The sequence below is a fragment of the Streptomyces achromogenes genome, assembly GCF_030816715.1.
GTDB classification, from domain to species: Bacteria; Actinomycetota; Actinomycetes; order Streptomycetales; family Streptomycetaceae; genus Streptomyces; species Streptomyces achromogenes_A.
Genome location: NZ_JAUSYH010000001.1, coordinates 4,714,133 through 4,736,603, shown reverse-complemented (window position 1 = coordinate 4,736,603; position 22,471 = coordinate 4,714,133). Strand labels below are relative to the sequence as shown.

General features: G+C 70.7%; 16 protein-coding genes and 1 pseudogene. 8 read left to right on the top strand and 9 right to left on the bottom strand.

Annotation, left to right across the window (positions count from 1 at the left end):
• Positions 1–15: 15 nt before the first annotated feature.
• On the bottom strand, positions 16–2,619 hold the full coding sequence (gene clpB / locus QF032_RS21285) for an ATP-dependent chaperone ClpB (RefSeq protein ID WP_307044795.1): 2,604 nt from the start codon (positions 2,617–2,619) through the stop codon (positions 16–18).
• A gap of 150 nt (positions 2,620–2,769) precedes the next feature.
• Here clpB and QF032_RS21280 point away from each other — a divergent pair, with 150 nt between their 5' ends.
• Positions 2,770–3,183 carry a pyridoxamine 5'-phosphate oxidase family protein gene (locus tag QF032_RS21280; RefSeq protein ID WP_307057075.1) on the top strand — a complete coding sequence of 138 codons (414 nt, stop codon included), beginning with the start codon at positions 2,770–2,772 and terminating at the stop codon, positions 3,181–3,183.
• Between the two features lie 291 nt (positions 3,184–3,474).
• Here the strand turns inward: QF032_RS21280 and QF032_RS21275 are convergent, their stop codons facing one another.
• Positions 3,475–3,810, bottom strand: a complete 336-nt coding sequence (locus tag QF032_RS21275) for a hypothetical protein (protein WP_057577939.1) — start codon at positions 3,808–3,810, stop codon at positions 3,475–3,477.
• 39 nt (positions 3,811–3,849) lie between these two features.
• Here QF032_RS21275 and QF032_RS21270 point away from each other — a divergent pair, with 39 nt between their 5' ends.
• The 3 genes from QF032_RS21270 (at position 3,850) to QF032_RS21260 (ending at position 6,389) form a co-directional block, all read left to right on the top strand.
• Entirely contained in the window at positions 3,850–4,185 is a 336-nt protein-coding gene (locus QF032_RS21270) for a hypothetical protein (RefSeq protein WP_307057073.1), read from the top strand.
• Positions 4,186–4,428: 243 nt separating this feature from the next.
• A complete protein-coding gene (locus QF032_RS21265; protein ID WP_057577941.1) occupies positions 4,429–5,277 on the top strand; it encodes a hypothetical protein in 849 nt (282 codons plus the stop codon).
• Positions 5,278–5,348: 71 nt separating this feature from the next.
• The gene (locus QF032_RS21260; protein WP_306950297.1) at positions 5,349–6,389 is read left to right on the top strand and encodes a helix-turn-helix transcriptional regulator; all 1,041 of its coding nucleotides are present in this window, start codon (positions 5,349–5,351) and stop codon (positions 6,387–6,389) included.
• A 283-nt stretch (positions 6,390–6,672) separates the two neighbouring features.
• Here the strand turns inward: QF032_RS21260 and QF032_RS21255 are convergent.
• The 7 genes and pseudogenes from QF032_RS21255 to QF032_RS21225 all read right to left on the bottom strand — a co-directional run.
• Positions 6,673–7,680 (bottom strand): annotated as a pseudogene (locus tag QF032_RS21255) (helix-turn-helix transcriptional regulator); the annotation flags it as partial.
• A gap of 486 nt (positions 7,681–8,166) precedes the next feature.
• Positions 8,167–9,276 (bottom strand): sugar ABC transporter substrate-binding protein, encoded by a 1,110-nt coding sequence (locus QF032_RS21250; protein ID WP_307057071.1) that lies wholly within the window; start codon positions 9,274–9,276, stop codon positions 8,167–8,169.
• 474 nt (positions 9,277–9,750) lie between these two features.
• Positions 9,751–10,206 (bottom strand): heat shock protein transcriptional repressor HspR, encoded by a 456-nt coding sequence (locus QF032_RS21245; protein ID WP_266723163.1) that lies wholly within the window; start codon positions 10,204–10,206, stop codon positions 9,751–9,753.
• A gap of 5 nt (positions 10,207–10,211) precedes the next feature.
• Positions 10,212–11,387, bottom strand: a complete 1,176-nt coding sequence (gene dnaJ, locus QF032_RS21240) for a molecular chaperone DnaJ (RefSeq protein WP_107442856.1) — start codon at positions 11,385–11,387, stop codon at positions 10,212–10,214.
• Positions 11,388–11,426: 39 nt separating this feature from the next.
• Positions 11,427–12,086 carry a nucleotide exchange factor GrpE gene (gene grpE / locus QF032_RS21235; protein ID WP_306950300.1) on the bottom strand — a complete coding sequence of 220 codons (660 nt, stop codon included), beginning with the start codon at positions 12,084–12,086 and terminating at the stop codon, positions 11,427–11,429.
• Entirely contained in the window at positions 12,083–13,921 is a 1,839-nt protein-coding gene (gene dnaK / locus QF032_RS21230; RefSeq protein WP_057577951.1) for a molecular chaperone DnaK, read from the bottom strand. Before dnaK ends, grpE begins: the two co-directional genes overlap by 4 nt.
• Before the next feature lie 95 nt (positions 13,922–14,016).
• On the bottom strand, positions 14,017–15,219 hold the full coding sequence (locus QF032_RS21225; RefSeq protein ID WP_307057068.1) for an MraY family glycosyltransferase: 1,203 nt from the start codon (positions 15,217–15,219) through the stop codon (positions 14,017–14,019).
• Between the two features lie 208 nt (positions 15,220–15,427).
• Here QF032_RS21225 and QF032_RS21220 point away from each other — a divergent pair, with 208 nt between their 5' ends.
• The 4 genes from QF032_RS21220 to QF032_RS21205 all read left to right on the top strand — a co-directional run bounded on the left by QF032_RS21220 (position 15,428) and on the right by QF032_RS21205 (position 22,418).
• Positions 15,428–17,719 (top strand): (Fe-S)-binding protein, encoded by a 2,292-nt coding sequence (locus tag QF032_RS21220; protein WP_307057066.1) that lies wholly within the window; start codon positions 15,428–15,430, stop codon positions 17,717–17,719.
• 260 nt (positions 17,720–17,979) lie between these two features.
• Positions 17,980–18,990, top strand: coding sequence for a Yip1 family protein (locus QF032_RS21215; protein WP_307057064.1), 1,011 nt, complete (start codon positions 17,980–17,982; stop codon positions 18,988–18,990).
• A gap of 261 nt (positions 18,991–19,251) precedes the next feature.
• Positions 19,252–20,004 (top strand): hypothetical protein, encoded by a 753-nt coding sequence (locus tag QF032_RS21210; protein WP_307044783.1) that lies wholly within the window; start codon positions 19,252–19,254, stop codon positions 20,002–20,004.
• 176 nt (positions 20,005–20,180) lie between these two features.
• Positions 20,181–22,418 (top strand): FG-GAP repeat domain-containing protein, encoded by a 2,238-nt coding sequence (locus tag QF032_RS21205; protein ID WP_307057062.1) that lies wholly within the window; start codon positions 20,181–20,183, stop codon positions 22,416–22,418.
• Positions 22,419–22,471 lie beyond the last annotated feature (53 nt).

Here is a 22,471-nt window from a genome sequence, read left to right as displayed (position 1 = left end):
GCAGCCGCGGGGACGCTACAGCGTCTTGCCCGTCGTCGGGCCGACGATCAGGCCCTCGGCCTCGCCGAAGGTGTCGACGCGGACCGTGTCGCCGTCCTTGACCTCGCCCGCCAGGATCTCCTTGGCCAGGCGGTCGCCGATGGCCGTCTGGACCAGGCGGCGCAGCGGGCGAGCGCCGTACGCCGGGTCGTTGCCCTCGTCGGCGAGCCAGGCCAGGGCCGCGTCGGTGACCTCCAGGGTGAGGCGGCGCTCGGCGAGCCGTTTGGCGAGGCGGTCGATCTGCAGGCGGGCGATCCGGCCGAGCTCGGTCTTGTTCAGGGCCGAGAAGACGACCAGGTCGTCGAGCCGGTTGAGGAACTCCGGCTTGAAGGAGGCCCTCACCACCTCCAGGACCTGTTCCTTCTTCTCCTCCTCGGTGGACACCGGGTCGACGAGGTACTGGCTGCCCAGGTTGGACGTCAGCACCAGGATGGTGTTGCGGAAGTCGACGGTGCGGCCCTGGCCGTCGGTCAGCCGGCCGTCGTCGAGGACCTGGAGCAGGACGTCGAAGACCTCCGGGTGCGCCTTCTCCACCTCGTCCAGCAGGACCACGCTGTACGGGCGCCTGCGCACCGCTTCGGTGAGCTGGCCGCCCTCCTCGTAGCCGACGTAGCCGGGCGGCGCGCCGACGAGGCGGGCGACGCTGTGCTTCTCGCCGTACTCCGACATGTCGATGCGGATCATGGCCCGCTCGTCGTCGAAGAGGAAGTCGGCGAGGGCCTTGGCCAGTTCGGTCTTGCCGACGCCGGTCGGGCCGAGGAACAGGAAGGACCCGGTGGGCCGGTCGGGGTCGGCGATGCCGGCGCGGGAGCGTCGTACGGCGTCGGAGACCGCCTGGACCGCCTCCGCCTGGCCGATGAGCCGCTTGCCGAGCTCGTCCTCCATGCGGAGCAGTTTCTGCGTCTCGCCCTCGAGGAGGCGGCCGGCCGGGATGCCGGTCCAGGAGGCGACGACGTCGGCGATGTCGTCCGAGCCGACCTCCTCCTTGACCATGGTGTCCTTGGCGGCCTCCTCCTCGGCCTCGGACGCGGCCTCCAGGTCGCGCTCCAGGGTCGGGATCTCGCCGTACAGCAGCTTGCTGGCGGTGTCGAAGTCGCCGTCGCGCTGGGCGCGCTCTGCCTGGCCGCGCAGGTCGTCGAGCTTCTCCTTCAGCTCGCCCACCCGGTTGAGGGACTGCTTCTCCTTCTCCCAGCGGGCGGTCAGGCCGCGCAGCTCCTCCTCGCGGTCGGCGAGGTCGCGGCGCAGCTTCTCCAGGCGCTCGCGCGAGGCGGCGTCGGTCTCCTTGCTGAGGGCCAGCTCCTCCATCTTCAGACGGTCGACGGAGCGCTGGAGCTCGTCGATCTCGACCGGGGAGGAGTCGATCTCCATACGGAGGCGGGAGGCGGCCTCGTCGACGAGGTCGATGGCCTTGTCGGGGAGGAAGCGGGAGGTGATGTACCGGTCGGAGAGAGTGGCGGCGGCGACCAGGGCCGCGTCCGCGATCTGCACCTTGTGGTGGGCCTCGTAGCGGCCCTTGAGACCGCGCAGGATGGCGATGGTGTCCTCGACGGTCGGCTCCGCCACCAGCACCTGCTGGAAGCGGCGCTCCAGCGCCGGGTCCTTCTCGATCCGCTCGCGGTACTCGTCGAGCGTCGTCGCGCCGACCATGCGCAGCTCGCCGCGGGCCAGCATCGGCTTGAGCATGTTGCCGGCGTCCATCGCGGAGTCGCCGCCGGCGCCCGCGCCGACGACGGTGTGCAGTTCGTCGATGAAGGTGATGATCTGGCCGTCGGAGTTCTTGATCTCGGCGAGGACGGTCTTGAGCCGTTCCTCGAACTCGCCCCGGTACTTCGCGCCGGCGACCATCGCGCCGAGGTCGAGCGCGACGAGCCGCTTGTTCTTGAGGGACTCGGGCACGTCTCCCTTGACGATCCGCTGGGCGAGGCCCTCGACGACGGCGGTCTTGCCGACGCCGGGCTCGCCGATGAGGACGGGGTTGTTCTTGGTACGGCGGGACAGCACCTGCACGACACGCCGGATCTCGGTGTCCCGGCCGATGACGGGGTCGAGCTTGCCCTCGCGGGCGGCGGCGGTGAAGTCCGTGCCGAACTTCTCCAGGGCCTTGTACTGGCCCTCGGGGTCGGCGCTGGTCACCCGGCGGCCGCCGCGGGCCTTCTGGAAGGCCTCCTGGAGCTTTTTGGCGGTCGCGCCCTGCCGGGTGAGCACCTCGGCGGCCGGGCCGCCCTTGGCGGCGATGCCGAGGAGCAGGTGCTCGGTGGACAGGTAGTCGTCCCCCAGGTCGCGGGCGCGGTTCTGCGCGTCGGCGACGACGGCCAGCATGTCGCGGTTGGGCTGCGGGGGCGCGACGGTGGACCCGGCGACGCTGGGCAGCGAGCCGAGCGCCTTCTCGGCCCCGCCCCGTACGGCCGCCTGGTCGGCGTCCACCGCGGCGAGCAGGTCGATGATGTTCTCGTTGTCCTGGCCCTGCAGCAGCGCGAGCAGCAGGTGGGCGGGGGTGAGGTCGGCGTGTCCCTCGGACACGGCCCTGCTGCTGGCCGCGTTGATCGCGTCCCGGCTCCGGTTGGTCAGCTCGGCGTCCACGTTCGCTGTCTCCTCCTTGCGTCAGCGCTCTCCCGGTACTGACTCAGTCAGCGTACACAAAGTTGAGTCTATTCCGCTCAAGGCGTTCTCACGTTCTCCCGTGTTCCCCTGGTGTGCGCCGCGGAACCGGGAGGCAGTAGGTTCCGGAGCATGGCCGCACCTCCCCAGGACCCCGGCGCGCCCGACGCGGCGTATCTCGCCTTCTGGCGCGAACGACACCTGTGCACACTGACCACGTCACGTCCGGACGGCAGTCCGCACGTGGTGCCGGTGGGCGTCACCTACGACCCCGAGCACCGCCTCGCCCGCGTCATCGCCGACGGAGCGAGCAGGAAGGTGCGCAACGTCCTGGCGGCGGAGCCCGCCGGGGCGCGGGTCGCGGTGTGCCAGATGGAGGGCCGCCGCTGGGCCACGCTGGAGGGTCTGGCCTTCGTCCGCACGGACCGGGAACGGGTCGCGGAGGCGGAGCGCCGGTACGCGCAGCGCTACGGGCGCGAGCCCAGGCCGAACCCCTCGCGCGTGGTCATCGAGATAGAGCTGACCCGGGCCATGGGACGCGGCTGACCCGGGCGATGGGACGCGGCTGACCCGGGCCACGGGACGCGGCCGACCCGGACGGGGCTGACTGCCCTCACCCGGACGACGGGGCCGGCGACGCCGCGGTGGCCGGAGCAGCCGTGGCGGCCGGAGTAGCCGGGTGACCGAAACTCGCCCCGTCGATTTCCGGCCAAGGCTCAAGCGGACGCATACCGGAAATGTCCCCGGAAACTGCAGCGGCGTCACCGTGTTCAGGTCACGGTGACGCCGCTGCGGGGGGGAAGCACCTGAGCGATCTGTTACGACGGGGGAATCGCGTCAGGCACTGCGGGGGGTGGCTGAGATGGTCTTCAGGGGCAGAGCCTCGGGCTCCACCAGCCTGTGGTCACGCTGGTCCAGGTTGACAAAGATCATTCCGTACCGGATGGCACACCGCACGGGCTGCGGCGCCCCCCGGGGCTTGCGCAGGCACCGGTAGGCCCGTACGTCCTCGTCCTCGTCGCGGGTCACCACCACCGGCTCGCCGAACACCGTCACCATCAACGAGTCACCACTGTGGGGGATGGCGGTGACCAGGTCGATGAAGTGCCAGCCGGAGCGGTAGGCGGTGGCCATTTCGCGGCGGAAGGAGCGATCGTCGGGTGGCGTGGTCATGACTCGGCGACCCACGTGCTGTCGCGAGGCGTGATCCACGTGCTGTCACCCAGCGCCGACGCCGTGACGACCCAGGTGCTGTCGGCAGGAGCAGTCCAGGTGCTGTCCGCGGGAACGACCCAGGTGCTGTCGGCAGGAGCAGTCCAGGTGCTGTCCGCGGGAACGGCCCACGTGCTGTCCGCCGGAGCGACCCAGGTGCTGTCACCGGCCGTCACGACGGTGCCGGCACCGGGACTCCAGGTACTGTCGCCCGCCGTGTCGCCCGTCGTCCCCGCAAGGCCGCTCAGAGCTCCGAAGGCCAAGGCGGCGGAGAAGGCGGCGGCGAGCGCCGAGCGAAGCATTCTCTTATGCATAGTCGGCTTCGTCCTCATTTGAAGGTCACCTCTCCCCCGTCGACTACGACGATGGCCCATTCGGGCACGTCATGGCCACACAATCGATGCATCATGTTCCTGCACGTTCAGGACCCTGGGGGGTGGAGATTTGACGAAAAATGAGGCAAAGCCGACACATCCTCATGCGACCACTGAGCTGTGCGAGGAAGGTCGCCGTCTCTATGGGAACGCTCTTCGGACGGGCCGGGTGGCCCGTGCGGACGTGGAGCCCGCTCCGTGTTTGATGGAGTTCGCCCTGCTTCACGCGGACCCGGACGACGCGAACTGGCTCCGTCCGGTGCCGCCGTCGATCGCCCTGTCCCAGCTGCTCAACCCGATCGAACGCGAGATCACCCAGCGCAGACGGCTGTCGGTGGAACTCGCCGACGCTTTCGAGCCGTTCATGACCCTCAGCGCCCAGCCGACGCCGACCACGCATTCCATCACGGTGCTGGAGGGCGTCGACCGGATCAACGCGGCGCTCGACCTGGCCACGTCCCAGTGCCAGACCGAGATGCTCACCGTTCAGCCGAGCAGGCGCCGCCTCGAGCACACCCTCGTACAGGGGCTCGAACGCGACCGCCCGCTGATCGAACGCGGTTGCCGCATCCGGACGCTCTACCAGCACACGGCCCGCTACAGCCCCGAAACGCTGGCGTACGTCTCGCAGTTCACCGACGGCAAGGTGGAGTACCGCACCATCGACGAACTCGTGGAGCGGCTGATCATCTGCGACGAGACGGTGGCCTTCATCCCGACCCGGGACGACGGCCAGGTCGCCCTCGAGCTCCGGCACCCCGGGCTCGTCCGCTACCTGATCAAGGTGTTCGAGTTCATGTGGGGCCGCGCGGTCCCGCTGGCCACCGGCGCCCCCTACGAGACCGCGCCCGACGGCATCACGGACATCCAGCACTCCATCGCCAAGCTCCTCGTGGAGGGGCACGTCGACGAGGCGATCGCCCGCCGGCTGGGCATGAACGTACGCACCTGCCGTGCGCACATCGCCAAGCTCGCCACCGCTCTGGGCAGCGGCAGCCGCGCCCAACTCGGCTTCCTCATCGCCCAGTCGGGAATCCTCAAGCAGCAGCCCTGACGTCCGTCCGCAGAACAAAGGTCATGCATGACGACACCGGAGCACCGGTACGGCCCGCAGGGAGCACCGCAGTGAGCGCGCCGCCGCACCCCGACCACGGCGTGGAGGACCTGTGCGCCGCCGGCACGCGGCTCTACGAGCAGGCCCTGCGCTGCGGACGCGTCAAGGCCGAGGAGGCCGAGGCGGCGGCCCCGTGCCTGCTCTCCCACGGCCTGCTCCACCCCACCGTGGACGACCTGGCCCAACTCGAGCCCGTGGCCCCGGCCGTCGCCCTGCACCGGCTGCTGCGCGCCTCGGGGGCCCGGATCGCCGAGGAACGACGCCGTGAGGAACGGCTGTCGACGCTCTTCGCCCCGCTGATGCGCAGAGAGGGACAGAACACCGCGCCCTCCGACCCCGCCTCGCTGCGCATCCTCAGCGGCACGGAGCGGATCAACGAGGCCATCACCGAGGCGATGGCGGAGGCGACGAGCGAGGTGCTCTGCATCCAGCCGCACGTCCACTACAGCGGCCCGCGCGGCGAGCGGGCCCAGCCCGTCGCGATGGACCGCGACCAGGCCCTGCTGGACCGGGGCTGCCGCATCCGCACCCTCTACCAGCACACCCAGCGCCACCAGCCGCTGGTGCTGGCCCGCTACGAGCAGCTCCGGGGGGACGCGGAGGCCCGCACCCTCGACGAGGTCACCGACCGCCTCATCGTCATCGACGGCACCGTCGCCTTCATCCCCGCCGGCGAGGACGGCCGACTGGCCCTCGAAGTCCGCCACCCAGCCCTCCTCACCTACTTCACCACCACCTTCGACCGGCTCTGGCGGCTGGCTCTCCCGATGTATCCGCAGGCGGTCCACCGGCTGTCCCGGGGCGGTGTCACGCCCCGGCAGCAGGCCATAGCGGCCCTTCTCGTCGAGGGTCACACCGACGCCGTCATCGCCGACCGCCTCGGCATGAACATCCGCACCGCGCGCGTCCACATCGCCAAGCTCGCCGCCACCCTCGGCAGCGAGAGCCGCGCCCAACTCGGCTATCTCATCGGGCAGTCGGGGATCCTCGACCGGGACCAGCGCCGGAGCCGGGCGCAGGGGCCCGAGCCGGAGGAGGAACCGGAGCGGTAGCCGGAGCGCCGGCCGTGGAGGGAGCCGGGGAGCCGGCAGGAGCAGTGGCCGACGACGGGGCCGGGGAGCCTGCGGGAGCAGCCGCCGGAGAGGAGGCCTGAGCCGGGGCCGACGACGGGGCGGGGGCCGGGGAAGGGCCGGATCCCGGCCCGGGAACGCCGACGGACGCATCCCGCCCCGACGCCCCATCCGGCACACCCACGTCCGCCGCCCCATCCGGCACGCCCGTGTCCGTGGCCCCCTGCGGCACGCTCGCGCTCTCCGTCGCCCCGCCCGAGCCGCTCCGCCCCGGTGCCCCTTCGCCCACTCCCGACGGGCGGTCGAGGCCCACCTGGGCGATGCGCACGCCCAGTTGGGTCCGGCTCGCCGCGCCCAGCGTCTCCGAGAGGCGGGCGATGTGGGCCCGGCAGGTGCGGACGCTGATGCCCAGCCGCTCGGCGATCACCGCGTCCTGGTGGCCCTCCGCCAGCAGCGCGGCGATGGACTGCTCGCGGTGCGAGATGCCCTCGATGCGGGTGTCGGGGAGCGGAGCCGTCAGCGGGACGGCCAGCCGCCAGAGCCGCTCGAAGACCGTCACCAGGTAGGAGATCAGGGCCGGGTGGCGCAGCTCCAGCGCCATGGTGCGGTCGGTGTTGGCGGGGATGAAGGCGACCGTCCGGTCGAAGAGGATCAGCCGGTCGATGACCTCGTCCAGGGTGCGGGCCTCGACCGTGTCGCCCATCAGTTCCAGGTAGTTGAGCAGGCCCTGGCCGTGCCGGGCGACGTGGTTGTAGAGGTCCCGCATGCGCACGCCGCGGCCGCGCAGCTCCAGCGCGCGGTGCAGGCCCTCCGACAGCTCGTGCTCACGCCGGATGCCGCCGGGCTGCACGGTGAGGACCTCGGTCGTGCACGCCTCGGTCGCCGCGTCGAGGGCGGCCTGGATGCGCGAGTCACCGTCCAGGACGCGGATCGCCGCACCCTCGCCGGCGCTCGTGCCGCGTGCGGGACCGCCCAGACCGGCGTACCACTCGAAGGCGGCGACCGCCGAGCCCATCCGCCGTTGACTGGCGCTCACCTCGTCGTAGACTCCGCGCAGCAGACGGGTCATGACCTCCTGCGGGGAGGTCGGCACCAGCCAGTCCATGTCGTCGGGGTCGGGATGCAGCAGGGCCAGCTCCAGGAGGCAGGGAACCGCCTCGGAGTCGGTGCGCGCCACCCGGCCGCGCCGTACGGCCCGGGAATACACGCGGTCCCCGGCCTCGCACAGCCGGTCGGCACCGTGTGGATGCTCCTGCGCCCCGTGCCTGGCCATCGCGCATCCCACCCCCGCCGTACGCCGCTTCCGGAGCGCAACTATGCGCGGCCCGGACCCGGTCCGCAACACGGCTCCTCCGGCCCGAGGCTGGAAAAACCACCCGTCTGTGCGATTTTCTCCCCGCCTCCTCCCCTCGCGTTGCAACAAGCTGACGGTGGTGCAGGACGGCCGTCCCGGTGCATCGTTGATTCCGCTTCCCCCCGGGTGCTCCGCACACGGGGGAGACGCAACCGACCCGGCCGGGCCACGGGGGAGTCCGGCCGGGCAGCCCGAGGGGGGCGACGACGGGGGTATGACGGGGGAACACGGACACCGGCCCGGCGCGGTAGGCGCCGGGCCGGTGGTCTTCGCTCCGGGGTCTTCTCTTCGGGGTCTTGCTCTCCGGGGTGTTCGCGAGGGCCCGCCTCGATCGGCTGGGGGACGGGCGTCGCACCGGCTGGGGGACGGACGTCGGCCGGCTGGAGACGGGCGTCGGCCGATGCCTCAGATCAGGTTGAGGGCCTCGCAGGCGGACTTGTACTTGGCGGTGCAGATGTCGGAGGCCTTGTAGATGCCGTCGGCGATGACGGTCTGCTGGATGTTCTTCTTCGTCAGCGCGACCACCGTGACCAGCTTGGCCGGAATGGCCTTGTCGGTTGGGCTGTCGACCGTGTCGCGGGTGAGCGCCTCGAACTGGAGGTCACGTCCCTGGACCTTGGCGACGGCGGCCTCCGCGGCGGCCTCGGCCATCGCCGGGTAGGGCTTGTAGACGCTCATGAACTGCTCACCGGTGATGATGCGCTGCACGGCGGGCAGTTCGGCGTCCTGGCCGGTGATCGGGGGCAGGTCGGTGTCCTTGACGCCCGCAGCCTCCAGGGCCTTGATGATGCCGCCGGCCATGGCGTCGTTGGCGGAGTAGACGCCGGCGATGTCGGACTTGCCGATGGCCGCGATCGCCTTGGTCATGTTGGACTGGGCGACCTCGGGGCTCCACTTGTCGGTGTCGTACGACTTCGCGATCGTGACCCGTCCGTTGATCTCGCTGAGCGCGCCCGCCTTGAACTGACCGGCGTTCGGGTCCGCGGGCGAACCGTTCACCATGACGATCTTGTCGGAGACGTTGGCGTTCGGGATGGCCTCCACGAGGCTGCGCCCCTGCACCTCGCCGACGAGCTCGTTGTCGAAGGAGACGTACGCGTCGATCGGGCCCTCGGCGAGGCGGTCGTAGGCGATGACCGGGATGTTCGCCTCCTTGGCCTTCTTCACCATGGGCGCGATCGCCTTCGCGTCGACGGCGTCCAGCAGGATGATGTCGACCTTGTCGTCGATCATCTTCTGCATCTGCCGGTCCTGGGTCTTCTCGTCCGAGGCGGCGTTGGCGTAGTCGGTCCGGCCCTGGTTCTCCGTGAGCGCCGCGACCTTCTTCTTGATGATCGGGTAGTCGAACTCCGCGTAACGGGTGTTCGTCTCCTCCGGCATCAGCACGCCCACCGTGATCGCGTTGCTCCGGGTCGGTGTCGCGCCGCCGGTCTTCTCCGAGGCCCCCAGCATCCCGCACCCGGCGAGGGAGAGGGACATCGCGGAGGCGACGACGGCTATGGCGATACGACGCATTTCGGGTGCTCACTTCATGTGCGTTCGGGGCGTTGCGGACCGGGGTGCGGCATTGGTGACCCGGGTATCTGAGAAGCCAACGCGGCGGCGACCGCCGTCGTCAAGCAGAACCACTTAACGAAGGAGCAACGTCACACTCCGCTCAGCGTGTGAAGACACATGGAGACGACGCGGAGGCCCTGAAAAGGTCTGACCGGACAAATCAGGCGAAGGGCGGTTCAAGGAACCATCGGCCGACGCGGGCCCGCAACGGGCCGATGTGTGCCGAGGACGAGCCGACGCGAGGAGACAACGAGCCGACGCGGGCCGAGAGAGCGGTCGCCGCACGAGGCCGGGGCCCGGAGGAAACACCTCCGGGCCCCGATCCGTGCCTCGTGCATCGCGCCTTGTCGCCCGCGCCCCGCGCATCGCGCCTCGTCGCCCGCGTTCCGCGCCCCGTTGCCCGCGCCCGGGCGGTGCTGCGGTGCGGTGCGTTCAGTCAGGCGTCGGATGCTGCCGCTTCGGCCGCCAGACCACCAGCGCGCTGGTCTGCTGCACCTCCTGGTACGGCACCAGGTCCCGCCGGTAGGAGGCGTGCACCGCTGCCTCCCGCTGCTGCATCGCCGCCGCCGCGCCGTCCAGCGCGGCCTCCAGCTCCGCGGCCCTGGCCTGGAGCGCGGCCACCTGGTTCTCCAGCTCGATGATCCGCTTGATGCCGGCCAGGTTGATGCCCTCGTCCTGCGACAACTGCTGGACGGTGCGCAGCAGTTCGATGTCGCGGGCCGAGTAGCGGCGGCCCCGGCCGGCGGTGCGGTCGGGGGAGACCAGGCCCAGACGGTCGTACTGACGCAGTGTCTGCGGGTGCAGGCCGGAGAGCTGGGCCGCCACCGAGATGACGTAGACCGGGGTCTCCTGAGTCAGTTCATACGGGTTACGACGACGGCCGTCCATCACTCTCAAGCTCCCTTCGCGGCCTCGAACAGCTCCGCCCGCGGATCCTCGCCCGCGGTCGCCTCGCGATACGCCTCCAGTGCGTCACGAGCCTTCCCCGACAGGTCCTTCGGGACACTCACCTCGACGGTGACCAGCAGGTCGCCGCGGGTGCCGTCCTTGCGGACCGCGCCCTTGCCGCGCGCCCGCATGGTACGGCCGTTGGGCGTGCCGGGCGGGAGTTTCAGGGTCAGCGACGGGCCGCCGAGCGTGGGCACCTTGACCTCGCCGCCGAGGGCCGCCTCGGTGAACGTCACCGGCACGGTCACCGTCAGGTTGTCGTCCTTGCGGCCGAACACCGGATGGGCGCCGACGTGGACGACGACGTAGAGGTCGCCCGACGGGCCGCCGCGCTCGCCCGGGGCGCCCTTGCCGCGCAGCCGGATGCGCTGGTTGTCCGTCACCCCCGCGGGGATGCGGACCTGCATGGTCCGCGACGACTTCGCGCGGCCGCTGCCCTTGCAGTCCAGGCAGGGGTGCTCGGCGATCAGGCCGCGGCCCTTGCAGTCGGGGCAGGGGTCGGTCAGCGAGAAGCCGCCGCCCGAGCCCCGGGCCACCTGGCCGGTGCCGACGCAGGTCGGGCACACGCGCGGTGTGCCGTTCTTGTCGCCGGTTCCCGAGCACGCCTTGCACGGGGACTGCGAGGACATCCGCAGCGGGACGGTCGCGCCCTCGATCGCCTCCGTGAAGGTGAGCGTGACCTCGGTGTCGATGTCCTGGCCGCGCCGGGGCTGGGTACGGGTCGTGCCCGCGCCGCCGCGGTTGAACAGGCCGCCGAACACGTCCCCGATGCCGCCGCCGAAGCCGCCCTGGGCGCCGCCGCCCTGGGCGCCGCCTCCGAAGAGGTCGCCCAGGTCGAAGTTGAAGGAGCCGCCCGCGCCCGGGCCCGGACGGAAGCCGCCGTTGCCGAAGAGGGCGCGTGCCTCGTCGTACTCCTTGCGCTTCTTGGGGTCGCCGAGGACGTCGTTCGCCTCGGAGATCTCCTTGAAGCGCTCCTCCGCCTTGACGTTGCCCTTGTTGGCGTCCGGGTGGTACTCGCGGGCGAGCTTCCGGTACGCCTTCTTGATCTCGGCCTCGGTGGCGTCCTTGGGGACGCCGAGGACCTTGTAGAAGTCCTTCTCGATGAAGTCCTTGGTGCTCATCCTCGACGTCCCTCCTTCCGCACGCTCATCCGCTCAAGCTCAGCCCTCGTCCGGGCCACCGCTCTCCTTGTCGTCGCCCGCCTCCGCCTCGTCGCCCTTCGCCGCCTGCGCGCCGGGCTGCGGTTCGGCGACGGCCACCCGCGCGGGGCGGATGGTGCGCTCGCCGATCCGATACCCCGGCTGCAGAATCGCCACGCACGTCGTCTCGGTGACGTCGGGCGCGTAACTGTGCATCAGGGCTTCGTGGATCGTCGGGTCGAAGGGCTCGCCCTCCTTGCCGAACTGCTGCAGGCCCATCTTCGCCGCGACGGTCTCCAGCGATTCGCCCACCGACTTGAAGCCGCCGACGAACTCGCCGTGCTCCCGCGCGCGGCCGATGTCGTCGAGCACGGGCAGGAGCTCGGTCAGGAGGTTCGCGACGGCGATCTCCTTGACCGCGATCCGGTCGCGCTCGACCCGGCGGCGGTAGTTCTGGTACTCGGCCTGGAGGCGCTGGAGGTCGGCGGTGCGCTCGCCGAGGGCGGTGCGCACCTGGTCCAGCTGGGCCACCAGACCGGCTGTCTGGTTCGCGTCCCCGGCCGGGGCGTCCGCCCCGTCCGCCGGAGCGGACGAGGAGGCGGCCTTCGGCTCGGCGTCTTCAGGGGTGGCGCCGGAGGGGACGTCGGGCTTCTCCTCGAAGCCCGGGGTCTCCTCCGTCACGCGGCACCGTCCTTGCGCTCGTCGTCCACGATCTCGGCGTCCACGACGTCGTCGTCCGCCTTCGGGGCGTCACCCTGCGGGGCGTCGGCGCCGGGCGCGGCCTGGGCGTCGGCGTACATCGCCTGGCCGACCTTCTGCGAGACCGCGGCGACCTTCTCGGTGGCCGTGCGGATCTCGGCGGTGTCCTCGCCCTTGAGCGCGGCCTTCAGCTCCTCGACGGCGGCCTCGACCTCGGTCTTGACCTCGCCGGGGACCTTGTCCTCGTTGTCCTTGAGGAACTTCTCCGTCTGGTAGACGAGCTGCTCGCCCTGGTTGCGGGCCTCTGCGGCCTCGCGGCGGCGGTGGTCCTCGTCCGCGTACTGCTCGGCCTCCTGGCGCATGCGGTCGACCTCGTCCTTCGGCAGCGAGGAGCCGCCGGTGACGGTCATCTTCTGCTCCTTGCCCGTGCCGAGGTCCTTCGCGGTCACGTGCATGATGCCGTTGGCGTCGATGTCGAAGGCGACCTCGATCTGCGGGACGCCGCGAGGCGCCGGCGGCAGACCGGTCAGCTCGAACATTCCGAGCTTCTTGTTGTAAGCCGCGATCTCGCGCTCACCCTGGTAGACCTGGATCTGCACCGACGGCTGGTTGTCCTCGGCCGTGGTGAAGATCTCCGAACGCTTCGTCGGGATCGTGGTGTTGCGCTCGATCAGCTTGGTCATGATGCCGCCCTTGGTCTCGATGCCCAGGGACAGCGGGGTGACGTCGAGGAGCAGGACGTCCTTGACCTCGCCCTTGAGGACACCGGCCTGGAGCGCGGCGCCGATGGCGACGACCTCGTCCGGGTTCACGCCCTTGTTGGCGTCCTGACCGCCGGTCAGCTCCTTGACGAGCTCGGCGACGGCGGGCATCCGGGTCGAACCGCCGACGAGAACGACGTGGTCGATCTCGGAGAGGTTGATGCCGGCGTCCTTGATGACGTTGTGGAACGGCGTCTTGCAGCGCTCCAGCAGGTCGGCCGTCAGCTGCTGGAACTGGGCGCGGGTGAGCTTCTCGTCCAGGTGCAGCGGGCCCTCGGCGGACGCCGTGATGTAGGGCAGGTTGATCGAGGTCTCGGTGGACGAGGACAGCTCGATCTTCGCCTTCTCGGCGGCCTCGCGCAGACGCTGCAGCGCCATCTTGTCCTTGGCGAGGTCCACGCCGTGGCCGGCCTTGAACTGCTGCACCAGGTAGTCGACGACACGCTGGTCCCAGTCGTCGCCGCCGAGGTGGTTGTCGCCGTTGGTGGCCTTCACCTCGACGACGCCGTCACCGATCTCCAGGAGGGACACGTCGAAGGTGCCGCCGCCGAGGTCGAAGACGAGGATCGTCTGGTCGTCCTTGTCGAGGCCGTACGCGAGGGCGGCCGCGGTGGGCTCGTTGACGATGCGCAGGACGTTGAGACCGGCGATCTCGCCGGCTTCCTTCGTCGCCTGGCGCTCGGAGTCGTTGAAGTACGCCGGGACGGTGATGACCGCGTCGGCCACCTTCTCGCCCAGGTACGCCTCCGCGTCGCGCTTGAGCTTCTGCAGGATGAAGGCGCTCATCTGCTGCGGGTTGAAGTTCTTCCCGTCCAGCTCGATGGTCCAGTCCGTGCCCATGTGGCGCTTCACGGAACGGATGGTCCGGTCCACGTTCGTGACCGCCTGCCGCTTCGCGACCTCGCCCACGAGGACTTCACCGTTCTTCGCGAAGGCGACGACGGACGGCGTGGTCCTGGCACCCTCGGCGTTGGTGATGACGGTGGGCTCGCCGCCCTCCAGAACGCTGACGACGGAGTTGGTTGTGCCCAGGTCGATGCCGACCGCACGTGCCATGGTGATCTTCCTCCAGCTGACTTGAGTGGAACGGACTCAAGTGTGCACGAAGCTCACCGTGTGGTCAACAGACCTGAGTCGGACGCACTCAACTCTTATCCGTTCCTTACACGCAAGGAGCCGTTGACCTGCGTCGACACGGGGCGCCCGGCCCGTCGTTCACCGGATTCAGGGTGATGTGGACGGGCCTCGGATTGACGCCGGGGCGCGTACACGGGCGCGCGCCGCGCCTCCCGGGAGGCGCGGGCCTCCTGCGTCCGCCGGGGGCGACGGGCGCCGCGGAGGCGGCCGCCACGCGCGCGTGGCGGCCCGTACACCGGAACCCGCAACAGCCCGAGCACGACGACGAGTGCCCCGCCCGCGACCCACGACACCGCCTGCACGTCGACCACCCCGGCGTGCACCAGCACGCCCGTGAGGACCGCGCCGAAGGCAGCGAGGCCGAGCAGGACGGCCGCCCCCTGGGCGGTGAGCCCGAGCCGCCGCAGCCGGTGGGCGAGATGGTCGGGCGCGCCGCGCAGCAGGGGCCGTCCGGCCAGCCGCCGTGACACGGCCACCAGAAGGACGTCCGCCCCGCCGACCGCGGTGAGCGCGAACAGGACCCCGGTGCCGACGACCGGATCGTGTCCCGCGCGGGCGAAGACCGCGGCCGAGGCGAGCAGGAAGCCGGCGAAGAGCGAGCCGCAGGCCCCCAGCGCGACACGCGCGGGGGGCCAGTTGTGCATCAGGAAGCCGGTCAGCGCGGCGGCGAGCACGCTCAGCAGCACGACCAGTCCGTCCATGACCTCTACGGCGACACACGCGGCCACCCCGAAGGCGGTGAGCACGCCGACCGTCCCGGCGACGCCGTCGGCGTGGTCGAGCGCCCGGAAGGCGAGGGCGACGAAGGTGATCCAGCCGACGCCCACCGCCGCGGAGACCACCCCGGCGACCGTCCCGGCGTCCCCGTACATCTCTCCGTACGGCACCGCGAAGGCCGCCGCGACGGCCGTGCCGATTGCCAGGAAGCGGGTCTTGAGCCGGCACACGTCCGCGACCAGTCCGAGCGCGGCGACGGCGCCGCCCGCGGCGAGCAGCACCTCGACGCCGTCCCCGAGCGGCGCGACGCCCGTCCGGTCGCCGGCGACCGCGACGGCACAGGTGGCGAGGACGACGGCGGCGCCCCCGGCCAGGGGCACGCGCCGCTGCCGCTGCCGTCGGTCGGTCAGACCGAGTCGCAGGGCGGGCACGCGCAGCAGCGCGGCGAGGACGGCGGCGAGGAACAGGGCGGCGGTGGCGGCAGCGATCCCGTAGAGCACGGATATAAATTAGTCATAAATGTACCAATTTGGTACGAATAACACGGCCGGATTGAGCCTTGATTCTGAGGCAACCCTCAGCGACCCAGATCACTCCGCCCCCCGCTACAGTGCGACGCAGAATAAGGGGTACTCTCAGACGGACTGCATAAGTTACCGCTTAGTAATCTCTGATCGAAGTCCCCTCGCAGGCCCGAGGAGCCCCCGAATGCAACTCGCCGCGATCATCGTGTCGCTGGTCCTGACCGTGGTCGGCGTCGCGCTGCTCGCACGCGCCATCGGTCAGTTCGTCCGGTACTTCAAGCTGGGCCAGCCGCTCCCGGCCGGCGCCCGGACCGACAACCCCTACGCGCGCAGCGTGACCCTGGTACGGGAATTCCTCGGCCACACGCGGATGAACCGCTGGGGCATCGTCGGCTTCGCCCACTGGTTCGTCGCCGTCGGCTTCCTGACCCTGCCGCCGACCCTGGCGCAGGCCTTCGGCCAGCTGTTCCAGGCCGACTGGACGCTGCCGGTCGTCGGCGACTGGCTGCCGCTGGAGATGTACACCGAGTTCATCGGCGTCATGACGATCCTCGGCATCGCCGTGCTCATCGTGATCCGCCTGCTGAACCTGCCGTCGCGCCCGGGCCGCAAGTCCCGCTTCGCGGGCTCCAAGGCGGGCCAGGCGTACTTCGTCGAGTACGTCATCCTCACCATCGGCCTCGCGATCTACACGCTGCGCGGCCTCGAGGGCGCCCTCCACCACGTGGACGGCTACGAGGCCGGGTACTTCGCCTCGTACCCCCTGGTGCTGGCCTTCAAGGGGCTGAGCGTCCCCACTCTCCAGACGCTGGTCTACTTCACCGCGATGGTGAAGATCAGCACCTCGTTCATCTGGATGATCGTCGTCTCGCTCAACACCAACATGGGCGTGGCCTGGCACCGCTTCCTGGCGTTCCCGAACATCTGGTTCAAGCGCGAGGCGACCGGCGGGACGGCGCTGGGGGCGTTGCAGCCGATGACGTCCGGCGGCAAGCCGATCGACTTCACCGACCCCGGCGACGACGACGTCTTCGGCGTCTCCCAGGTCGAGCAGTTCTCCTGGAAGGGCCTGCTGGACTTCTCCACCTGCACCGAGTGCGGCCGCTGCCAGTCGCAGTGCCCCGCCTGGAACACCGGCAAGCCGCTCTCCCCCAAGCTCCTCATCATGTCGCTGCGCGACCACGCGCACGCCAAGGCCCCGTACCTGCTGGCGGGCGGCGGCAAGACCATGGAAGGCGACGAGAAGGCCTCCGCGGAGCAGCTCAAGGACGTCCCCGCGGCCGCTCTCGCCGAGGCCGAGCGGCCCCTCGTCGGCACCGCCGAGGAGAACGGCGTCATCGACCCCGACGTCCTGTGGTCCTGCACCACCTGCGGCGCCTGCGTCGAGCAGTGCCCCGTCGACATCGAGCACGTCGACCACATCGTCGACATGCGCCGCTACCAGGTGATGATCGAGTCCGCGTTCCCGTCCGAGGCGGGCACGATGCTCAAGAACCTGGAGAAGAAGGGCAACCCCTGGGGCCTGGCGAAGAAGCAGCGCCTGGAGTGGCTCAAGGAGGTCGACTTCGAGGTGCCGGTCGTCGGCCAGGACATCGAGGACCTCACCGAGGTCGAGTACCTGTACTGGGTCGGCTGCGCGGGCGCCCTCGAGGACCGCGCCAAGAAGACGACGAAGGCCTTCGCCGAGCTGCTGCACATCGCGGGCGTCAAGTTCGCGATCATGGGCGGCGACGAGAAGTGCACCGGTGACTCCGCCCGCCGTCTCGGCAACGAGCCCCTGTTCCAGGAGCTCGGCATGGAGAACGTCATGGCGCTGAACATGGCGTTCGGCGAGGAACTGGACGACGACGGCAAGGTCGTCCCGGAGTCCGCCAAGCCGAAGTCGGCGAAGAAGATCGTCGCCACCTGCCCGCACTGCCTCAACACCATCGGCAACGAGTACCCGCAGCTCGGCGGCGACTACGAGGTCATCCACCACACCCAGCTGCTCCAGCACCTCGTCGACGAGGGCAAGCTGATCCCGGTGACCCCGGTCGAGGGCATCATCACCTACCACGACCCCTGCTACCTGGGCCGGCACAACAAGATCTACACGCCGCCGCGCGAGATCATCGCGAGCGTCCCGGGTCTGCGGAACGAGGAGATGCACCGCCACAAGGAGCGCGGCTTCTGCTGCGGCGCCGGCGGCGCGCGGATGTGGATGGAGGAGCGGATCGGCAAGCGCATCAACAACGAGCGCGTCGACGAAGCCCTCTCCCTCAACCCCGACATCGTCTCCACCGCCTGCCCGTTCTGCCTCGTCATGTTGACCGACTCGGTCAACGGCAAGAAGAACGAGGGCAAGGCCAAGGAGTCCATCCAGGTCGTGGACGTCTCCCAGCTCCTCCTGGAGTCGGTCAAGACCCCGGTCGACGACGAGCCCCCGGCGGGCGAGTCGGAGAGCGAGAGCGAGCCGGAGCCCCAGCCGGTGAAGTGACCCGCTCACCGGCCCGCGCACCGGCCGGTGAGCAGCCCGGACGGCCGTGCCGACGCCCCCGTGTCCCACCCGGACACGGGGGCGTCGCCGTTCCCTCCGCCCTGCACTCCACACCCCTACGGCACCCCGAGACACTCCCTGAAGAACCACCCGATCCAGCCCCGTTACTCCCCTTAGGGGATGTCACAGGTCGGCAGCAAAGCCGTGCGCGAACGGCGGCGTTGGCGCGTCACCCTGCGGGAGCAGGTACGTTCGAAGGCGTGGCTGGATTCAGGATCGGACGCGGCGGCCGGGAGAACCGCGCCCCGCAAACGCGACCGCAACACCCTCCGTACGGGCAGCAGGCGCCCCAGGGACCGTCGCGGCCCTCAGGACCGTCGGGTCCCGCGGGACCGTCGGGTTCCTCCGGGCCGTCCTACGGCTACCCGTCGGCCCAGCAGCCGTACCCGCAGCGCCCGCAGTACGGCGGCGCGGGCGGCGGCCAGTGGCCGCAGGCGAACGGCGGCGGCCACGGCGGCCGGGGCGGCGAGGAGCCGGAGTACTTCGGCGGCGACGCGCCGTACGGCGCCCCGGGCGGCCCCGGCGGACACGGCGGCGTCCCGCACGACCCGTACGCCGCGAACAACCCGGGCCACACCCAGGCCTTCTCGATCGACGACCACCAGCAGTACGACCAGTACAGCCAGGGCGGCACCTACCACGCCGGGTCGGCGCCGGCCGGCCCGGTCGGCCCGCGCCTGCACTGGAAGGCACTGCTGAAGGGCATCGTCCTCGCCCCCCAGCAGACGTTCCTCCAGATGCGGGACTACACGATGTGGGGCCCCGCCCTCGTCGTCACGTTCCTCTACGGCCTGCTCGCGGTCTTCGGCTTCGACGGCGCCCGCTCGGACGCCATAAACGCGACGCTCTCCAACGCCGTCCCGATCGTCCTGACGACGGCCGTCGCGATGGTCCTGAGCTCGTTCGTGCTGGGCGTGGTCACCCACACGCTGGCCCGTCAGCTCGGCGGCGACGGCGCGTGGCAGCCCACCGTCGGCCTCTCCATGCTGATCATGTCCCTGACGGACGCACCGCGGCTGGTCGTCGCGATGTTCTTCGGCGGCGACGCGTCGTTCGTGCAGCTGCTCGGGTGGGCGACGTGGGTGGCCGCCGGCGCCCTGCTGACCATGATGGTCAGCCGCTCCCACGACCTGCCGTGGCCGAAGGCACTGGGCGCGTCGTCGATCCAGCTGATCGCGCTGCTGTCGATCGTGAAGCTGGGCACGTTCTAGGACCGACCCCGGGCGCCGGCTGCCGGTACCGGCACGCACGGCAGTCACGTGAAAGGGCCCTGCCGCGAAGGCGAGGGCCCTTTCATCTACCCCGAAGTGATGACCGAGAGCGACGAACCGCGCGCCACGGACGGGCGCAAATGTCACATCAGCTGCATGTCGCACCGTGTTGACTACAGAGCGTCAGTTAACGTGACTGCCCCCTACCACCTCGTACTGGGAGTGCGCGTGAAAGCTCGCTTTGTCTTGAGGCGGGGACCGGTGCTCGTGGCCGCCCTGCTGGTCGCCGTCATCGCCATGATCCTTCCGGGAACCGCGGTCGCCGGTACGGACGACGGCCGCGCCCGCGCCGATCACTGGGGCGTGATCACCCGCAACACGATCGGCTCCCCCGTCGCCGCGCTGCGCAACGGGCCGTTCGGCTCGTTCGGCGTGACCGGCACGTCCGCACGGCCGCCGTACGGCCGTGGCAGCCTCGGCATCGAGGTGGTGGGCGCGGCTCCGGGGGTGAATCCGTCGGTCACCGAGAAGGTCGACTTCGGCAACGAGGTGGACTTCTACGGCAAGTCGCTGCTGAGCCTGCGCCGAGCGGGATTCCACGTCTTCCAGACGGGCGAGAACATCTCGTACGGCGGCGTGACGAACATGCCGAACATCAGGATCGAGATCGACCCGAACCTGAACAGCACCTCCGACTACTCCTCTCTGGTGTGGCTGCCGGCGGCGTCCCCGACCGTGAACAGCTGGAGCCCGTTCCTCGACGCCACGACGACCGGGGGCTGGTTCCTCACGGGCAACGCGGGCACCGTGACGGGTTGCGCGCTCGCCACCCCCTGCACCTTCAGCGCGCTCAAAGCCGCGTTCACGTCGCGCGACGCCAAGCCGACCGTCCTGACGGTCTCGGTGGGCAAGGGCCGTGACTTCATGTGGACCGGCGCGGTCGACGGCCTCCGACTCAACGACTACGTCTACGACTTCGAGCCCGACGGCGTGAAGGCGCTGCACAAGAGGTGACCAGGAGACGTCAGGGGGTTTTGGAGGATCTTCCCCCAAAGCCCCCCGGAACCGCCTGAGTCCGGAAGCGCTTCGGAGAATCACGAGCAACTCGTACAACCCCTCTCCCTCCCCGCAGGTCCGATCGAGCGGCACGCGCGCACGCGCCACCACTCGACTCGTCACAGAGGACCTCCTTGGCTTCCGTACACACCACCCGACGTCGCCTCGGCGCCTGCGCCGCCACCGTTCTCGCCGTGACGGTCGGCGCCGGCGTGCTGGTCTCGCCCGGCGCCATGGCCGCTCCCGTCGTGACGACCGGGGCCGCCACCGCCACCGCCGGCGAGGCGAACCTGCCCCTCGGCGCCGACGTCGTCAGCACCGGCGACACCGGATACCTCACGACCCGGGTGGACGACTCCGGCGGCAGGGCTCTGGAGTGGCACAGGTACGCGGACGGCTCGGTGCTGCCGATCGGCACGGGCACCGTGGGGTACGACAGCGCCTCCGACGTCGTCGTGACCGGCGACGGGGGCGGCACGGTCCATCTGCGGGACATGCGGGAGGGCGCCACCTGGTCCGCGTCCTACGACCTCGCGTCCGAGTTCGCGCCCGGCGCGAAGCTCGTCGGCGTGGTCGGCGACGACCTCTTCGTGAAGGTCCCGACCGGCAGCGGCGGCTACCAGGAACTGTGGCAGCTCTCCCATGTCGACGGGGTCTCCCGGAAGACGAAGCGCTCGTCCAACCCCTACAGCATCGACTTCAAGGTCGTCGCCGCCACGAGCGACGTGATGATCGTCCTGAGCAGCAACCGGGTCTTCCCCAACTCCTCGACCTTCCGGACCGAGTACTGGAAGACGCGCACGACCGTCGGCGGCGACGCGGTGATCGAGTCGGGCAGCAGGGCGAACACCGCCCCGTGGACCCAGGCCTCGACCGGCGCCCGCACCGCCGACTACGAGACCTGGGTCGAGTACCGGGCCGGTGCCACCGAACTCGTCGTGGACGGGACGCTCGTCCACCGGAGGATCGCCCTGGACAGCTCCCTGAGCGGCGCCGTCATCGCCGGCGTCACCCGGGACACGCTGCTCTACGGCGCCCCCGGCAAGGCCGCCGACGGGACGCCGAGCCCGTTGTACGCCCTGAGCCTCACCGACTCCACCGCCGCGCCGTACACCCTGCTGAAGCACTTCTCCAGCGTGGCCCACGCGCCGGACGGCACCCTGCTCGTGCGCGGCGCCACGGCCGACGCCGACGGGCTGTTCCGTGTCCGCGAGGGCGACGGCGGCCTCCCGACCACCACACTCGTGGCGGACACGGGCCGGCTCAAGGCCGTCGAGGTGACCGCGTCGAAGGCGCCCACCGCGGTGAGCCTGGAGAAGCCGGGCGCCACGGTCCCGATGGAGTGGACCCTGTCCCGCGCGAACGCCACCGTGGACCTCACGCTCACCCACACCGCCACCGGCGGGAAGCTCACCGCGCGCCTGCCCCAGCCGGTCTCCGACAGCCGCTTCGGCTTCGTCTGGAACGGCGTCCTGGAGGGCGTCAGCGCCCCGAACGGCGCCTACACCTGGCAGATCACCGCCACCCCGGCCGACGGCGTCGGCGCCCCGGCGACCGCCCGGGGAAGCCTCCAGGTCTCGCGCCAGGCCAACCCGCACGACTTCACCGACAACGGTTCCACGGACGTCCTCGCGCGGGACGCCTCCGGCGTGCTGTGGCGGGACGACCTCTTCGACTGGTCGTCGGACGGCCGGGTGACCGTGGCCAAGCGGGCGCGGGTCGGCAGCGGTTGGCAGGCCTACAACCAGATCGCGGCCGTGGGGAACCTCGCCGGCACCCCGACGGGCGACCTCGTCGCGCGCGACGCCGCGGGCGTCCTGTGGATGTACCAGGGCAACGGCAGGGGCAGCTTCGCCTCCCGCGTCAAGGTCAGCGCCGGCTGGCAGTCCTACAAGATGATCACCGGTGGCAGTGACCTCACCGGGGACGGGCGGTCCGACCTAGCCGCCGCCGACGCCTCCGGCGTCCTGTGGCTCCACAAGGGCACCGGCAGCTCGTCCGCCCCCCTCGCCCCCCGCGTCCGGCTCGGCGGCGGCTGGCAGATCTACGACCGGATCACCGCCGTCGGCGACATCGCGGGCGGCACGGCCGGCGACCTCGTGGCCCGCGACACCGCGGGCGTCCTGTGGATGTACCAGGGCAACGGCAAGGGCGGCTTCACCTCCCGCGTCCGGATCGGTTCCGGCTGGAAGGCCTTCCCCCACCTCGTCGGCGCCGGCGACGTCACCGGCGACGGCCGCCCCGACCTGGTCGCCCACGGCCCGAACGGCACGTACGTCTACCGCTCGACCGGCTCGGCCACAGCCCCGTTCAGCCGGCTGACGACCGACCTCTACGCGGGCGAGGGCTCAAGGTTCAACACCGTCCTCTGACCGGCTCAGGGCCCCGCCCGGGCGACCGCACCGCCGAGCTGAGGGGCAGCACC

What these genes read in the sequence shown, in the direction of transcription:
- QF032_RS21280 (WP_307057075.1), top strand. Translation starts at nt 2,770, where the DNA reads ATGGCCGCACCTCCCCAGGACCCCGGCGCGCCCGACGCGGCGTATCTC.
- QF032_RS21275 (WP_057577939.1), bottom strand. Translation starts at nt 3,810, where the DNA reads ATGACCACGCCACCCGACGATCGCTCCTTCCGCCGCGAAATGGCCACC.
- QF032_RS21265 (WP_057577941.1), top strand. Translation starts at nt 4,429, where the DNA reads ATGGAGTTCGCCCTGCTTCACGCGGACCCGGACGACGCGAACTGGCTC.
- QF032_RS21250 (WP_307057071.1), bottom strand. Translation starts at nt 9,276, where the DNA reads ATGCGTCGTATCGCCATAGCCGTCGTCGCCTCCGCGATGTCCCTCTCC.
- QF032_RS21245 (WP_266723163.1), bottom strand. Translation starts at nt 10,206, where the DNA reads ATGGACGGCCGTCGTCGTAACCCGTATGAACTGACTCAGGAGACCCCG.
- dnaJ (WP_107442856.1), bottom strand. Translation starts at nt 11,387, where the DNA reads ATGAGCACCAAGGACTTCATCGAGAAGGACTTCTACAAGGTCCTCGGC.
- dnaK (WP_057577951.1), bottom strand. Translation starts at nt 13,921, where the DNA reads ATGGCACGTGCGGTCGGCATCGACCTGGGCACAACCAACTCCGTCGTC.
- QF032_RS21220 (WP_307057066.1), top strand. Translation starts at nt 15,428, where the DNA reads ATGCAACTCGCCGCGATCATCGTGTCGCTGGTCCTGACCGTGGTCGGC.